Origin of the sequence: Chryseobacterium sp. 2987 (assembly GCF_031456375.1) — a bacterium.
Lineage (GTDB): Bacteria > Bacteroidota > Bacteroidia > Flavobacteriales > Weeksellaceae > Chryseobacterium > Chryseobacterium vaccae.
Window position 1 is genome coordinate 731,339 of the sequence record NZ_JAVDUN010000002.1, and the last position, 16,117, is coordinate 747,455.

At 37.8% G+C, this 16,117-nt stretch carries 16 protein-coding genes; 9 read left to right on the plus strand and 7 right to left on the minus strand.

What is annotated here, in order from left to right:
- Window positions 1–165: 165 nt before the first annotated feature.
- The 3 genes from J2Y40_RS08300 to J2Y40_RS08310 form a co-directional block, all read right to left on the minus strand.
- Window positions 166–1,242: a GNAT family N-acetyltransferase gene (locus tag J2Y40_RS08300; RefSeq protein ID WP_309998328.1), complete on the minus strand. Its 1,077-nt coding sequence runs from the start codon at window positions 1,240–1,242 to the stop codon at window positions 166–168.
- Window positions 1,239–2,237, minus strand: coding sequence for a polysaccharide deacetylase family protein (locus J2Y40_RS08305; protein ID WP_309998331.1), 999 nt, complete (start codon window positions 2,235–2,237; stop codon window positions 1,239–1,241). Before J2Y40_RS08305 ends, J2Y40_RS08300 begins: the two co-directional genes overlap by 4 nt.
- A 70-nt stretch (window positions 2,238–2,307) precedes the next feature.
- Window positions 2,308–4,446, minus strand: a complete 2,139-nt coding sequence (locus J2Y40_RS08310; RefSeq protein WP_153398666.1) for a S46 family peptidase — start codon at window positions 4,444–4,446, stop codon at window positions 2,308–2,310.
- A gap of 383 nt (window positions 4,447–4,829) precedes the next feature.
- Between J2Y40_RS08310 and J2Y40_RS08315 the strand changes: the two genes are divergently transcribed.
- Complete coding sequence (locus J2Y40_RS08315; RefSeq protein ID WP_153398664.1) at window positions 4,830–5,315, plus strand: copper resistance protein NlpE; 486 nt, start codon at window positions 4,830–4,832, stop codon at window positions 5,313–5,315.
- A gap of 30 nt (window positions 5,316–5,345) precedes the next feature.
- On the opposite strand, the gene J2Y40_RS08320 is transcribed toward J2Y40_RS08315, so the two are convergent.
- Complete coding sequence (locus J2Y40_RS08320; protein ID WP_153398662.1) at window positions 5,346–5,990, minus strand: MgtC/SapB family protein; 645 nt, start codon at window positions 5,988–5,990, stop codon at window positions 5,346–5,348.
- Window positions 5,991–6,221: 231 nt separating this feature from the next.
- Between J2Y40_RS08320 and J2Y40_RS08325 the strand changes: the two genes are divergently transcribed.
- The 8 genes from J2Y40_RS08325 to J2Y40_RS08360 all read left to right on the plus strand — a co-directional run bounded on the left by J2Y40_RS08325 (window position 6,222) and on the right by J2Y40_RS08360 (window position 10,362).
- Window positions 6,222–6,620: an immunity 22 family protein gene (locus tag J2Y40_RS08325; RefSeq protein ID WP_153398660.1), complete on the plus strand. Its 399-nt coding sequence runs from the start codon at window positions 6,222–6,224 to the stop codon at window positions 6,618–6,620.
- 5 nt (window positions 6,621–6,625) lie between these two features.
- Window positions 6,626–7,186, plus strand: a complete 561-nt coding sequence (locus J2Y40_RS08330; protein ID WP_153398658.1) for a hypothetical protein — start codon at window positions 6,626–6,628, stop codon at window positions 7,184–7,186.
- 54 nt (window positions 7,187–7,240) lie between these two features.
- Window positions 7,241–7,474, plus strand: coding sequence for a hypothetical protein (locus J2Y40_RS08335; RefSeq protein WP_185152021.1), 234 nt, complete (start codon window positions 7,241–7,243; stop codon window positions 7,472–7,474).
- The gene (locus J2Y40_RS08340; RefSeq protein WP_153398656.1) at window positions 7,432–7,710 is read left to right on the plus strand and encodes a hypothetical protein; all 279 of its coding nucleotides are present in this window, start codon (window positions 7,432–7,434) and stop codon (window positions 7,708–7,710) included. Before J2Y40_RS08335 ends, J2Y40_RS08340 begins: the two co-directional genes overlap by 43 nt.
- 136 nt (window positions 7,711–7,846) lie before the next feature.
- Window positions 7,847–8,494, plus strand: a complete 648-nt coding sequence (locus J2Y40_RS08345) for a DUF6000 family protein (RefSeq protein ID WP_153398654.1) — start codon at window positions 7,847–7,849, stop codon at window positions 8,492–8,494.
- Window positions 8,495–8,513: 19 nt separating this feature from the next.
- On the plus strand, window positions 8,514–8,825 hold the full coding sequence (locus J2Y40_RS08350) for a hypothetical protein (RefSeq protein ID WP_309998341.1): 312 nt from the start codon (window positions 8,514–8,516) through the stop codon (window positions 8,823–8,825).
- 19 nt (window positions 8,826–8,844) lie between these two features.
- A complete protein-coding gene (locus tag J2Y40_RS08355; protein WP_309998342.1) occupies window positions 8,845–9,576 on the plus strand; it encodes a protein phosphatase 2C domain-containing protein in 732 nt (243 codons plus the stop codon).
- A 51-nt stretch (window positions 9,577–9,627) separates the two neighbouring features.
- Complete coding sequence (locus J2Y40_RS08360) at window positions 9,628–10,362, plus strand: hypothetical protein (protein WP_309998343.1); 735 nt, start codon at window positions 9,628–9,630, stop codon at window positions 10,360–10,362.
- 330 nt (window positions 10,363–10,692) lie between these two features.
- Here the strand turns inward: J2Y40_RS08360 and polA are convergent, their stop codons facing one another.
- The 3 genes from polA to tssD all read right to left on the minus strand — a co-directional run bounded on the left by polA (window position 10,693) and on the right by tssD (window position 16,028).
- Window positions 10,693–13,527: a DNA polymerase I gene (polA, locus tag J2Y40_RS08365; RefSeq protein ID WP_309998345.1), complete on the minus strand. Its 2,835-nt coding sequence runs from the start codon at window positions 13,525–13,527 to the stop codon at window positions 10,693–10,695.
- 210 nt (window positions 13,528–13,737) lie between these two features.
- Window positions 13,738–15,507, minus strand: a complete 1,770-nt coding sequence (locus J2Y40_RS08370; RefSeq protein ID WP_309998346.1) for a hypothetical protein — start codon at window positions 15,505–15,507, stop codon at window positions 13,738–13,740.
- A 116-nt stretch (window positions 15,508–15,623) separates the two neighbouring features.
- A complete protein-coding gene (tssD, locus tag J2Y40_RS08375) occupies window positions 15,624–16,028 on the minus strand; it encodes a type VI secretion system tube protein TssD (protein ID WP_185152020.1) in 405 nt (134 codons plus the stop codon).
- Between the last annotated feature and the right edge of the window lie 89 nt (window positions 16,029–16,117).

Genomic DNA, 16,117 nt, shown 5'->3' on the forward strand with positions numbered 1-16,117 from the left:
TCGCAAGTGAATGGGGAAATTTGGTAGTTTGAGATTCGGAATAAAGAATAGATAGATAGACATTCGGGTTAAGAAAAAATATAAAAAATAAATCAAAAACAGGTTTTCTCCGATGGGAATACAAAAACTGCCACCTAATACCTAATACCTAATACCTAATACCTATTACGTCATCATACAATCGCCGTCGCCGTCTTGGTAGTGGGGATCAAATCCTTCAGGGAGGGCCTGTAAGAGTTGTTTATGAAAAAGATATTCGCGTTTAAAATCCCGTTCATAGATTTTTGGAAATGTGCCTGAATCCTTTATTTTATTATTGAGAGCTGGCTGATAGCTGGTCAATCCTTTTATTTTATTTTTAACAATGAAATAAGTTAAGAATTCTACAACATGGTCTAAATTATTATTTGAAAACAGGTATGGTATTTTTAAATATCCGTCGCGGAACTGCAGCAGGAAACAGGAAGAAAGCCTGTTGTTTTCATCATAGATTTTTATCCAGAAATATTTAAAAACCTCAGCAAAACTTGAAAAGAGATACCGATGATCCTTCTTACCCTCCAGAATCCATGGATGATCTATAAAAATATTGATTTCTTCAGCATTACGCTGGCTTGAAAACTCATTAATAAAACCGGCACTTTGTGCATCAATCCTGCTAAGAACCTCATACCGGAAATCAGGCTCTTTTACCCTTATATTTTTAACTGAAAGTACAGAATTGCCTATAACATCCATAAGCTGAAAAAGAGGCTTCAAAACTTTTGTTTCCGGCTTCTTCTCAGGAATAATACCCGTGGCATCTGTTCTGAAATAGTATCTTTTGCCTTCTTTTGGGAAAACATATTCGAAAATGCCCATGATTGTATACAAAGCTTCGGCTTCAGCAGTGAACTCCGTTATGGCAATCCGGCCTTCATATTCTTCACAAGCCTTTTTCAATAATTTTTTTGCCACTCTTTTTTTCCGGAATTCAGGATGCACATATAATGTACTCAGCCATGCGTAAGAAATTACTTTTTCTCCTGTGATAATGCTGTCGGGAAAACATCCTGCATACCCTGCCAGCCTATCGTTATAAAAGGCAAGGATAAGAAGGGTTTGCTCATCTGAAGATTTTGGATTTCTGATCTGGGATTCTGCACGATGCCTGGTAACCGGAAGAAAATCATACTGCTGAAAACCTCCGGAAGAGATCAATTCTTCCAGTTCTTTTCTGTTGAATGTTTTCAATTCTATCATTTTCTTACAATCGTATTTTTATTGATCAGCTTTTTCATTTTGAAATAAGCCGTTTCTCTTTTCAGAATTTTTTCGGCTCCCTCTCCTGTTTCCATGGGGATTCTCTGAAAATTTTTTGCTACACTGTCCAGTTTTACTCCTGCACATCCAAAACTGCAGAACAAGTCTTCATTTTTAAAGAGTTCATCAAAGAAGCTTTTACTTACCCCAAAATCAGTGAACGGAAAAGCAAAGCTTTCGTATAGAAAATTGTTTTCTTTAAGATAACTGAACGTGCGGTTGGTGGTTTCTAACTGATCGTTTAAAGAAAGTTTATAGTATAAAGGATGATCCCAGCTGTGGGATGAGATTCCGAAACCTTTTTGCGTCAATATCTTTAATTGTTCCGTGCTCAGATAAGGCTGATGCTCTTGCAAATACGCTCTAAAATCCAGTTCCAGTTTTTCGGCCAGCTGATCCAGTATTTCTCTTTCTTTATATTGTATTTGTAATACCTGCTGCTTTACCGCTTCTCTTTCCAGCTCTTCCAGTGAAAGCAGCGGATATATTTCAGGATTCAGTGTTCTCTTTTTTTCAAGAGTATCAACGATCAAACTTGCTTTACATCTGAACATCAGATCCTGGTTATCAATAAAGGCAGGATTGATAAAATTGCAAGCATAGATTCCTTTTCTTTCCAGTAGGGGAACTACAGTCTCATAAAAATCACTGAACCCGTCATCAAAGGTAAGCAGGGCAATCTTTTTCTTTGGCTTGAAATTTCCTCTGACAAAATCTTTAAATTCCGACCAATTGACAAACTGGAAGTGTTTTGAAAGAAAATCCAGGTCTTCTTCAAACTGGCGGGTATTTTTATATCTGATAATATGCTTAGTATGAGGCAGGTTTTCATCAGAAACGCAATGATAGACAGGCAGACAGTATTCCAGCGGAAAAGATTTTCCAATGTCTCCCGATTCAAAGGCTGCCAATAGATTGATGATCTTGTCTTTCATCCTGTAAAAATAAAAAAGAATCTATTCAAAACTCAATTCAAATAGATTCTTAAAGGTATGTTTTTAAAAATTATTTTATCACTTTCATTTCATCGATAAGCCATTTGGAATCGGCAAATTTTTCGATGATGAAAAGGATGTATTTGGTATCTACCATAATGTTTCTGCTGAAACGCGGATCAAAGTTGATGTCGCTCATTGTTCCCTCCCATTGTCTGTCGAAGTTCAACCCAACAAGGTTACCATAGGCATCAAGTGCCGGGCTTCCTGAGTTTCCTCCGGTCGTGTGGTTGGTAGCAGTGAATCCTACCGGAACATCACCTGTTTTATCTTTATAGATTCCGTAATCTTTTTTGTTGTAAAGATCGATCAGTTTTTTAGGAACATCAAATTCGTAATCTCCCGGAACATATTTTTCAATAACTCCCGCTAAATGGGTCTGGTATGCATAAGAAACGGCATCTCTGGGATTAGAACCTTTTACTTTCCCGTAGGTTACACGAAGCGTAGAATTGGCATCCGGGAAGAATTTTCTTTCTTTGTCCGTTTGCATCTGCTGGGCCATGAACGTTTTCTGAAGAACATCAATTTTCCCCTGAAGAGTGGTATACTGAGGATCTGCTGTCTTCATGTACGTTTCTCTCATGGTAAGATATAATTGGAAAACCGGGTCTTTTTTCAATGTTTTGATCAGCTTGTCCGGATTAGAAAATGCTTTATCAATATCTGCATTCAGGGCAGCACCGTTTACCTGTGTTCTTCCTGTAATGATTGAGTTCTTCGACATCTCCTCAACAAGCGGCATATTCTGATTTTCATCTTTATATTTGCTGAATCCTGCAGGGATGAACTGCGGAGCTGTTTTATTAACATACAATGCCAATAATTTTGCCGTTACTTTGGCATCCAATTCCGCACTGTAGTCTTTGTAGAATGAAGTCAGTTTTGTCTTTAATTTAGCCAGTTCTTTTTCATCCATTCTTCCTGCTTCTACTGATGCTATATAATCAAAATAATCACTAGCAAGTTTCAGGGTTTCAGCATTTTTCACCACTTCTGTGTAGTAGGCATTGTTCAGGGCATAAGGAGCCTGATCATTATACAGTTTGTTCAGCTGGTCAAGAGTCGATTTAACTTCATGATTCTTGGCTACCAGAGAACCTTCATACATTACTTTTTTCTCTACGGCACCGGATTTCTTCAATCCTTCTACTTCCCCGATCCATTTTTTCCAGTAATTGGCTACTGATGCATATTTTGATGAATATTTGATGCGCGTTTCATTGTCTGTACGCATTTTTTCATCAAGTGTTTTCAAAGCAACTTCACGTACAGCAATTCTTGCAGGATCAATATCTGTCATGATCTTTTCTACTGCTACGGCAGGAAGATATTCTGTAGTTTTTCCAGGAAAACCAAACACAAAGGTAAAATCATTTTCATTTTTATCTTTTATGGAAACCGGAAGGTAATGTTTTGGAACGTAAGGAACGTTGTCCGCTGAATATTCTGCCGGTTTGTTATCTTTTCCTGCATAAATTCTGAAGATGGAGAAATCTCCGGTATGTCTTGGCCAAACCCAGTTATCTGTATCACTTCCAAACTTCCCGATGCTTTGAGGCGGAGCTCCTACCAAACGGATGTCTTTATAGGTCTCGATGGTATAAGCATAATATTTGTTGCCGTAATACATCGGCTTTACCGTAATCGACTGATATGATTCTATTTTTTGAGAATTCTTATAGATCTCAATATTTTTAGCGATCTTTTTAGCCAACTCGGGCTCTACAAGGTTATCTGTACCTTCTAAGATCTGATCGGTCACTTCTTTGATATCAACAATGAAGTCTACTTTCACTCCCGGATTCGGAAGTTCTCCCTGAGTATTTTTAGCCCAGAAACCATTGGATAATAGATCGTTCTGAACGGTTGAATGCGCCTGAATCTGACCATATCCACAGTGGTGGTTGGTTAATAATAATCCTTTTGGTGAAATGATTTCTGCGGTACATCCGCCGTTGAACTGCACTACTGCATCTTTTATGCTGGGCTTCTGTGTATTGAAAATATCTTTGGCAGAGATTTTCATTCCCAGATCCTTCATTTCCTTCTCATTCAATTCTGTAGGAATCCACATTCCTCCATATTGTTGTGCAAATGCCATTGCAGCCGGCAAAATAAATACGGATAAAAGTATCTTTTTTGTCATAATCAAAATTTTGCCCAATTTACGAAGAAAATTAAGAACATTGCCATTAAAAGACCGTGAAAATTCGCTTTGTGTGGTTTGAAGCGGGATGGGGAAGAAAGAGCAAAGATAATAGACGGATAGATGATAGACATTTGGGTTAAGACCATAAAAATGAATCAAGAATAGGTTTTTCCTGATGTGAGATACAGAACTGCCACCTATTACCTATTACCTATTACCTATTACCTGAAATCCCGCAGAGCTTACCCATAAAAGACCTTATTTCCATATAAAGACCTCGCAGACTTCCATCTTCCAACCCCCTTCTTCCTGCTTTCCTTATGGCGTAATTTTTGTTCACTAAGAGTAAGCTTAATATTAATATATTTAAATTACTTATCATGTTAAAAAGCAAAATGTTAATCCTTGGAATTGCATCTGCTGCATTTCTTGCATCATGTACAAAAGAAAAAACTACTGAAACAACAGCTCCTGCAACGGATTCTGCAACTGTTCAGACAACCCCCTCAGACAGTATCACTAAAGCGACACCTTCTGCACCGGGCGACACCTCAGAAAATGCACTGGACTGGCCCGGAACTTATGATGCAGTAGTTCCATGTGCTGACTGTCCGGGAATCAAGACTTCATTAACGCTCAACAACGATAAAACGTTCAGCATTACTGAAGAATATATTGATAGAAAGTCAAAATTTGATGACAAAGGTTCTTTTGAATGGGATTCAACAGGAAGCGTAATTACATTAAAAGGTAAAACCGCTAAATACAAATATAAAGTAGGTGAAAATATGCTTATCCAGCTGGATATGGACGGTAAAGAAATAGACGGACCTAACAAGGACCTGTATGTTTTCAAGAAAAAATAAAGGCTTGAGCCTTTATTTTTTTGTCTTATTTTAAAACTGGTAAGCGATTATTTTAGGGTCGTCAATCAAACTCTGAATTATTTTGTCGTGGTCCTTATTGTCTCCTGTCAGTTTCCAGGTCATAGAAAGGTTTTCCTTGGTATACTGAAGCTTAATTAACAGATATTTTAAATGATGATCTTCAAATACTTTTTCACAATACTTTATATCTTCCCGGCCTGAAACTGCTATTTTGTATTCCCTGATCTTGTGCCGGTTGTCTATAAACTCCTGAAGATAGATTAATGCACTTAAAATAAGCAGTACCAATGCTGTTCCCACCAAAGAAAGGTAAACATAGCCGGAGCCCACCGCCATTCCTATTGAAGCAGTTGCCCAGATGGTTGTTGCCGTGGTGATTCCATCAATTTTATTATCTCCTTTAAAGATTACTCCTGCCCCTAAAAAACCTATTCCCGTAATGATATTGGCCGCCAGCCGGTCAGGGTTTTCTACTCCAATACGAATAGAAAGGACTGTAAACAAACAGGATCCGAAACATACCAGAATAAAAGTGCGCAACCCCGCCGATTTGTTCCGGTATTCCCGTTCTGCCCCGATCATGAGACCAAGGATAACTGAGATCAGTATCAGCAACAGTTCATTTTGGACGGAATGGTCCTGTAAAAATTCCATAGTATATAAAAAATTTAGCCAAAATAAAATTACAATAAAAAACGTTACTGCCCTACTTTGAAGGTACAGATTTCTATATCCGATTTAATTGAATATTTTTGTATCTGCAGAGTTTTATAACCCGGAAGATTTACTTCCTGACGAATATCAAAACGAAAGCCCGGATTTTGCACACTATTGTGGACGCCGAAATCCGGCACTATTAAAAATATTGTAACAAAAAAAGAATTTATGGATACAGAAATTTCACACTTCTGGCTGGGGTATTTTAGAAACGAAGAGGAGTTTTATAATTTTGTGGAAGAGGATGACGATTATTATATTGGTGAAGAATCTGATGACCAGTACGTTTCGAAATTTGCAGAATCACAGCATATCAACTGGTTTGATTATGATTTTTTAGAATATGGATTTGAAGATGAAAGACTGGGGATCTACGAAAAGTTTTCGGAGTATTCTTACGCGGATGAATGGCTTCCGGTCATAGAGCGTAAAATTAATGAGCTTGGTATGGATACCCCTGTTAATGCCATTATTTTCGCCAGCAGATTTGCCATTCCGAAACCGGTTTCAGTGGAAACGGATGATTATTCCCTGCATTATATGGGAGAAATTGAAATTACTGTTTAGTTCTGATGAACAGAAAACCAATAAAGGATCATGAAAACTTGCTGCATGCTTTCATGATCCTTCTTGATCAAGGGGTGATTAAAACCTCTGCTATTTCCTTATGGGCTGATTCCGTTTTGGCGTCTGAGGATGAATCTGAATATGCATTCATTGAGCTTTCCACCATCAGAAACGGATATGATATGCTGCAGTTACTCCGTAAAAATTCCGAAAATGCAGATCCTGAAATTGTTTCCAGAGCCCTTCTTGGAATACTATATCATGAACTTCTGAAAGGAGAAATATCCCCGAAAAAAGCAGCTGATATTGCTACCCATATTTCTTACGAAGAAAGCCTTACTTCTGACGAACAGTTCTTACTTTACCGTTATTACGAATACAGGGAAATCAACCTTAATGAAACTGATGAAGCGTTGAAACTCTACCAATATCATTTTCTTACTTTGCTTGAGATTTATCAGGACTTTCATTTGGAAAATGATGAAAAATGGCCTGAAATTAATGAAAAATTAAAAATAAATCTTGAGGAAAAACTTGAAATGATTAAACAGCAGCATCCTTACTGAAATTGATATCGTTTCCATTAAAATTTTAATTATCTTAGTCTGAATTAATTAACCATGAAAAAACTGTTGTCTCTTTTTCTGATGCTTCAGGCGATGTGGCTGTCTGCTCAACAGGAATGTTCGCTGAAGTATGTATATCATACGGATAGTCTTCAGAATCAAGGAATAGTCAGGCTGTCTGTAACCAATATTGGTTCTAAAAAATTAAGATCAATAAAAGCTTTTCTTCTTACAGAATGCAGCTTGTGGACATTCACGAGAAAAGTCCCAATCCCGGTGTTGCCATAAAACATACCGCCGATGTAGACTGCATTAACTGTATTAAAAAGGTAAAGAAACTGAAACCTGGGCAAACCTATACTTATTCTATTCCTATAAAAGAAACGATACAGTACCGCCACCTTATATTCGGAAGAACATATCGTTTCAAATTGTGGTTTGATCTTATTGATATGACACCGGAAAACTGTTTCAAACATGATTTTACCAGCGATGAAATTATATATGAAAGAATAACCAGATAAGAAATCGTTCATTCTGTAACCTGTCTCAATACCTGAATCTTCACCATGAATAAAAGAATGGTATGTTGTAGCAGAGAATATATTTATTTTATTATTTTAGCACCAATTCTATATGAACGAAGATCTTCAAAACCAAATGTATTTACACTCCGCGGGAGCTACTGTAAGACATTCATCTATATTTACCCATCTGGAAAGCTATAAAAATGATTTCACACTAAGCCAGGAGTTCATTGATAAATGGGTAATTCCTTTCTATATGAAAATACGATATACTTCCGGTTCCTGGACTGAAGAATTAAAACAGCTCAAAGACGAAATTACAGAAGAAGTAATATTGGCTCTTTTGGGTGACTTCAACTGGCGGACCAGAACGGTAGGCGCTTATCTTTCGGCTCTAAAAAACTACGAAAATCATATTGATATCATTGGCACTCATTTTCTTAAAAGTGAAGTATGTTATGCTGGTGATCTTTATGCTCTTATCCTAGCTTTTTATAATAATGAAAAGAGTATGGAATATCTTGATCAGTATCTGACTTATTATCTGCAACAACCTCATCTTGATTTTGATCAGGAAAGTGTTCTAGAAACTGTTGCCTATCTCGATCAGTTTAATAAAACCAATCATCTTTTAAAATATACGGATGACTGGGAAAACATGACAGAATATAGAAACAGAGGATCTAAAACCGATGAATCATTTGAAATACAAGCCTCTGATATCAGTCGCATATCTGCACAGATCCAGCTACTGAAAGAACTTCAGGAATACTGCCGATAACTATTTTAATAAAGATACTATGGCTATAGCAAAAAAAGGCCTCCGCAAAATTGTTGTGGATGACAAAATTTTTTACTGGAAAATAAGAAAAGCGGTTTCACATAGAGAAAGCCATGATTCGGATTACGGGATTCCTGTACAGCATGAAAGCGAAGGACACCTTCTTCTGATCTATACAGGTTTCTGCAGATCCGGATATTATGGAAGAATGCCTATGAAAATCACTCCACATCTGATCCGATCCAAAATAAAAGAAGCCATCAAACAGGGATGGAAGTATGACCAGCCAGAAAAAGCTGTAGAACTGGTCGACGGAAAACTCATCATATAACAGCAATTTAATATTATTTATGAACATTTATTCCGCTTTACAAATCGGAGACTATCATACCAACCAATGTGAGGACCATCTGGTGATCAGAAAAACAGCTTCAGACAAAATTATCTGTGCCGTTATGGATGGATGTTCCACGGCTTTGGAAAGTCATTTTGCTTCTGTATTAACAGGAAAAATAATAAGAAAGGCTGCTATTGAAAAAAGCTATAAGGACTTATATGAAGCGGCTCCCACAAGCATAGACGAAGAACTTAAAGAAATCATGCAAAGTATTTTTGAAGAAATGTCTTTTGCTAAAAAGCAGTTAATGCTGGATGAAAAAGAATTGCTAACCACTCTTATTATCCTGTTTTATAATTTCAAAGAAAATAAAGGCGGTGTTTTAACCATTGGAGACGGTGTCATTTGCATCAACGAGGAAATAACGGAATATGACAGAGATAATAAACCTGATTATTTAGCTTATCATCTTCATGAAGATTTTAATGACTGGTATTCCCGGCAGCAACAGAAAATATTTTTTGAAGATCTGAAAGATATTTCTATTGCCACAGACGGAATCCTTACTTTTACCCAAGTTAAAAAAGCGAATACTGAGGATAAGATCAATTTTGCCCAATACCTGATGACAGATCTTACCTATAGTGAGACTGAAGAAATGCTGAACAGAAAGCTTAAACATCTGGAACAGCACTACGGTGTAAAACCTACGGATGACCTTGCTATGATCAGAATGATCCTATAGATAATTAACAAAATAAAAGCTAGATTTGTATCACTTACAAAATAAATACCCTTGAAAAAAATCCTTCTCATACTGGCTTTCTGCCTTCTGTTCCTCTATTCATGTCGTAAAAATGAAAAACTGGCAGTCCCACATTCCAAAACGAATTCTGTAAAAGTGATAAAAAAAGATACTACGATTGCTAGTTCCGAACTTCCAACTGAATCCTTCAAAACAGCTGTTAAAGCTGAAGATCTGGTTCCCAACGGCTATGAAATACAATATGATACGGAAGGTGATCTTAACCAAGACGGTCTTTTGGATAAAGCAATGGTCCTAAGAAAAAAAGATGATTCACTAAGCGAAAGAAAGATGATCATCCTGCTGAGAAATGCAGACAAAACCTACAGGCTGGACAAAACATCAGACAAGGTATTTCCTGCGGAATACAATGAATACGGATATAAAATGCATGATCCGGAAGACATCAGCATTACGAAAGGAGAGCTGCATATCAATTTGTACGACATCGGCCCCAACGGAAACATGTTCAATAAATTCAAATATCTGAACGGCGCTCTGATCCTTACTTATGTGGAAACGTATAATATGGGAGCAGGCTCTCATTCTGCATTATATTACGAACCGATGAAAGGAAAAGTAATCCATGAAACAGTGAACACTATGGAAGAAGATATGCCTTCTCAATCGAAAACCATTCTTCTAAAAAAAGAACAGTATCTGTTTGAGAAAACCTCACCGGAAGAAGTGGTTATCAAAGTTTATAATATGATTTATCATGAATAGAGCCCTTTTATAGAATCAATCATCTATTCCTTTATATTATAAAAAACTACCACAAAAAGGGGATTTTACAGATTATGAATACTTCATACCTTTAAACTGTATTTTACATCATACATTTTGATTCTAAAATACATAGGCGAACCTGAAAAAGAGGGTAAGACCATCAGATGAAAAAATAATTCCTCACAGGAAACTGTGGGAAATGAGAGAAGACCTGAATTTGGTCTTCTTTTTATTATTATAATCAGTATGAAAACAAAATATGCTGATAAAAAAACTTCCGCCTACAGACGGAAGTTTTATTTATTATGAAGATATGATCATTTTATATTAATGAGCTTCCAACCAGTTATTCCCCACTCCTACTTCTACCAGTAAAGGAACCTGTGTTTCCAGCGCGCTTTCCATTTCTTTTTTAATCAGTACTGAAGCGGTTTCAATTTCCTCAACAGGAGATTCAAACACCAATTCGTCATGAACCTGAAGAAGCATTTTGGTTTTCAGTTTCTGTGCTTCCAGTTCTTTATCAATTTTAATCATTGCAAGCTTTACAACATCTGCTGCACTTCCCTGAACTGGGGCGTTAACGGCATTTCTTTCGGCATGACCTCTTACCACGAAATTATTGGAGTTGATATCTTTTAAATGTCGTTTTCTACCCAGAATAGTTTCCACATATCCCAGCTGGCGGGCTTTATTTACCTGTTCCGCCATATATTCTTTTAATTTCGGATAGGTTTCAAAATAAGCTTCGATCATCTGTTTGGCTTCAGTTCTGGATAGTCCGGTCTGTTCCGCCAGGGCAAATGCTCCCTGTCCGTAAATAATTCCGAAGTTCACTGTTTTAGCCTGACTTCTCTGGGTTTTTGAAACTTCTTCTAAAGGAATTTTAAAGAGTTTGGCAGCTGTAGATGCGTGAATATCCTCTCCGTTCTGGAAAGCTTTGATCATATTTTCTTCTCCTGAAATTTCGGCAATCAGACGCAGCTCGATCTGTGAATAATCCGCCGAAATAATCTTTTTCCCTTCTCCCGAAACGAAAGCACCCCTGATCTGCTGTCCGCGGAGTGTTCTGATCGGAATATTCTGAAGGTTAGGATTTACACTTGCCAGACGGCCTGTTGCAGCTGTTGTCTGGGAGAAATTGGTATGTACTCTCTGATCTTCTTTATCAATCTGTGAAGGCAGTGCGTCTACATAAGTCGATTTCAGTTTCTGGTAGGTTCTGTATTCCAGAATGTGTTTGATAATTTCATGTTTTGAAGCCAGTTTCTGAAGGACGTCTTCAGAAGTCGCATACTGCCCGGTTTTGGTTTTTTTGGCTTTCGGATCAAGCTGCATTTTTTCAAATAGAATTTCACCTAATTGTTTTGGTGAGTTCATATTAAATTCTTCTTCTGACAGCTCAAAAATTTTGGTTTCCAGCTGTTTCAGATCGTTTTCAAGATCTATGCTTTCCTGGGCCAGCCATTTTTCGTCAAGTGAAATTCCGGTCAGTTCCATTTTAGCCAAAACTTCCATCAGCGGCATTTCTATTTTGAAGAAAAGATCTTCTAAGTTTTCCTTTTTAAGCTGTGGAGCAAAAAGCTCGTATAGCTGGAATGTTACATCGGCATCTTCTGCAGCATAATCGGTTTGGGTTCTCAGATCTGCATCTCTGAAATTCCCCTGCTTTTTGCCTTTTTTACCAATAATGGTTTCAATGGAAACGGGTTTATAGTTCAGATATACTTCCGAAAGATAGTCCATTCCGTGTCTTCCATCCGGATTCAGCAGGTAATGAGCGATCATGGTATCAAACATGGCTCCTTTTACCGTAATATCATATTGTTTTAAGATTTTATAATCGAATTTCAGGTTGTGGGCGATCTTCAGCAGGTCTTCCTTTTCAAAAAACGGTTTAAAAATTTCAAGGGTCTGCAATACTTCCGTCCTGTTTTCTGATAAAGGAATATAGTAAGCCAGTCCTTTTTTATAGGAGAAACTCATTCCCACCAGTTCAGCTTCCAGCTCATTCAGGGAAGTGGTTTCTGTATCGAAACAAACGGCTCTCTGTTTTAATAAATTACTGACCAGCATTTTCTGGGCTTTCGGATTATTGACAAACTGATACAAATGATCATTCTGTTCAATGGTAGATTTGGTAGAAGTGGCCTGTTCCAGTTCCTCAAAATTGGCAAAAAGATCGAGCTGCATTACCTGTCCTTTTACTTCTGTACCAGAGGCAGTCTGTTTTACCTCAACTTCACTTACTACTACGGTTTCGGCTGCTGCCGGAGCAAATGCCCTGTACAGGTTTTCGTATAGTCTTCTGAACTCTATTTCGTCAAAGACTTCTTTTACTTTCTCAAAATCAGGAGTTTCAAGATCGTACTGTTCCTGATGAAACTCTACGGGAGCATCACAGATAATGGTTGCCAGCTTTTTGGATAAGATTCCGCGTTCTGCCGAGGCTTCCACTTTTTCTTTCAGTTTTCCTTTCAGCTGATCTGTGTTGGCCAGCAGGTTTTCAATACTTCCGTATTCTTTAAGAAATTTCATGGCTGTTTTTTCTCCAACTCCGTCAAGTCCGGGAATATTGTCTACGGCATCTCCCATCATTGCCAGATAATCGATCACCTGTTTCGGGTCTTCAATTTCATATTTCGCTTTGACTTCGTCAACCCCCAGAATTTCGATATCACCACCTTTTAGTCCCGGTTTATAGATCTTAATTTTATCAGTAACCAGCTGGGCAAAATCTTTATCCGGGGTTACCATAAATGTAGTGTAACCTTCTTTTTCTGCTTTGCAGGCAATTGTTCCGATCACGTCATCTGCTTCATAACCTTCTACTCCCAATATCGGAATATGCATTGCTTCCAGAATTCTGTGGATGTATGGAACGGCAATTTTAATTGCTTCAGGAGTTTCACTTCTGTTGGCTTTATAGTCTGAAAAGTCTTCTGTTCTCACGCTGGCCTGGCCTACGTCAAAAACAACGGCAAGGTGGGTGGGTTTTTCCCTTCTGATTAATTCGATCAGGGAGTTGGTAAAACCGAAAACAGCAGAAGTATCCAGTCCTTTGCTGGTCAATCTCGGATTCCTGATCAGTGCGTAATATCCTCTGAAGATCATCGCATAAGCATCGATGAGAAAGAGTCTTTTATCTTGTGTTGCGTCCATATTGTCTATAATGAACAAATATAAGAAAATAGGGGTATAAGTTGGTAGGTCTGCCGGATTTCAGGTGAGAGGTTTTAGGGAAGAGGTTTTAGGTTATCGGTGGCAGGTAGCAGCTCTGCACTCACATCAGGCAAAACCTATTTTTGATTCATTTTTATGGTCTTACCCCAAATGTCTATCATCTCTCTGTCTATTATCTTTTTTCTGTCACTAAAGCCTATTTCCATTCACTTCCAGTGAAAACAACTCAAACGTTTCAATTTCCGGCAGAGGCGAGATCTTTTTTACGCCTTCTTTTTTGTATGATTTCGGGAGCTGGGGATCTGATTCGGAGTTTTCAAATTCGGCAACATATTTTCCGGTACTGAGATTATAGTCTATACTTGAATAGTGGGAAGCATCTCCTGAGCGTGATTCTGCGCCAATCAGATAAAATCCGTTGTTCTGGTATCTGTATTTATGTACTGCACCACCTCTAAGGAAATCATGATTAATGACAAGCAGTCCTTTTTTGATCTCTATTCCGGTAAAAAATACATTATTCATGTTTTCTCCCGCTACAGCATCACTGCTTTCTGCAGCCATCGTGTATTGACCGTCCGGCTGTTTTAAAAGGATCCTGAGAATTCGTTTTTCATTTCGCTCATGCTTAAGAAGCTTTTCCTGCTCATAGACCAATACCGCATCTTCCAGTCCGTCTTTATTAAGATCTCCTGTAGCAAGGGTATCCAACTTTTGTTGTGAGGGTAAGAAATCCTGCCATTTTGCAGATCTCAGCTTCCTGTAGTCTGTTGTTTTGGGCTGGGTTTCGTTTTTCTGTTTTAGGGCTAAGAGATAGTCTTTGTAAAGGTTTTCAGCGGTTGGTTTATATTGCCGGAGCAACACCAGGTTTTCCTGATAAATGGCTGGTGTAAGGCTGTTTTTACTATTTTCATCGCCTGGTTTATAATAGGTAAAATGACGTGTAATGGTTCCTCCTGACCCGTCTCCATATATTTCTTTACGGCTTACCCAATTATTCTGGCTATCATATTTATATTCTCTACGGATCACAAATGGTTTAGCCTTTTCTTCATCTTGTGTTTCCTGTATACAGTCTCCTTTTTCATTGTATTGATATACTTTCCGCTGCATAAAATCATCGGGTATTTTGCTGAAGTAGCCGTAATGATCAGAGACCAGCAGACCTTTGTCATTGTAGGTATAACGGTGCCCAAAGTCGGAAAGTTCCGATCCGCTGTATACATAACGCTCTTCTGTTAATTTTCCATCCTCATATCTGTACCAGGTTCCTCTTCCCGAATCATAAACATCATTTCCATGATAGTAAAAGCTTACTTTATTTTCCGGATTTCCTTTCTGTACAAACTCAAAGGTAAGGTCGTGATTATCGTCGTTATCAGAGAACGTTTTCTTTTTAACATCCGTTCCTTTGGAAAGATTTCTGTCCCATTCAAAAGGTACAAATCCTTCAGGAATTCTGAATTTCTCCAGATCTATGGATTCGTGGGTCTCCCGGTGGTATATTTCACCATCTGCAAACCATCTGATCTCATTGGTTTTGCTGCCGTAGTCGTAGATATAATAGTATGACCATTTTTCATTTTCAAGATCACCGCTGAGCCTCTTCCTTCCATTGGAATCCTGATCTTCAAGGCTTATTTTTAATTCCTTGTTATCCTGTTTATTGTAAAGTCTGGTAAGAACGGGGCTTTCAGTATTCTGATCCGGATAATAATATTCGCTTCCCGTACTGTATGGTGATACTTCCCTGATCTTCCGTCCTTTTTTATCGTATTCAAAATAGGATTTCAGTTCTTTTTTTTCTTCGGAGTAATCCTGTTTGGAGATTGACATCGTTTTTACAGGACCGTGGAAGATATACTCGGGATCAACTGCTGTTTTCTGACCCAAAAAATCAGTAGGGAGTATAAAAAAACCAATGAAAGTAAGGGTTGTGATTAAGGTATGCGTTTTCAAAGTTATTTCTGATTGTATGATATAGGCAAAGCTACAAAGATTTACTCAGGGGATAAAAAAGCAGGATAGTGAATTACTATCCTGCTTAGTTGTTATTTTAATAAAAGACTGTGGACTTATTTACCTGGCCATAATCCTTCGTATTTGGAACCTCCAAAGCCGATGATTTCTGCGCTTACTACAAAACTGATTAACATGCTGTTGCTGTCTACAGCGTCGAAATCTACTTCATGCTGGATTACATATCCGTTTTCCCAGTTCAAAGTGATCAGAGTTCCTTCTTCGTGTGATTTGTTGAAGGTAACCTCTCCTGTTGTAGGTTTATATTTTCCGTTTAATAAGCTTTCTAAAATATCAGATTTTTCAGTAGCTTCTACTGTAACTTTGATCAATGCGTTAGAAGGGTCTGACGCTACACGTCCTGAAACATCTGTAGATCTTGATACGCTGTAATTCAGTTTTAATAATTTCTGACCTTCTCCTCCATTAAATTTTAAGATTCCTCTTGAATTTGCTGCCATGATTGGTGAATTTTAAAGTGTTTATATATTGTGAATAGTGATTGATTACAGAGCAAAGATAGGCCTCAGCTCTTCAATGAAAAAGTTTT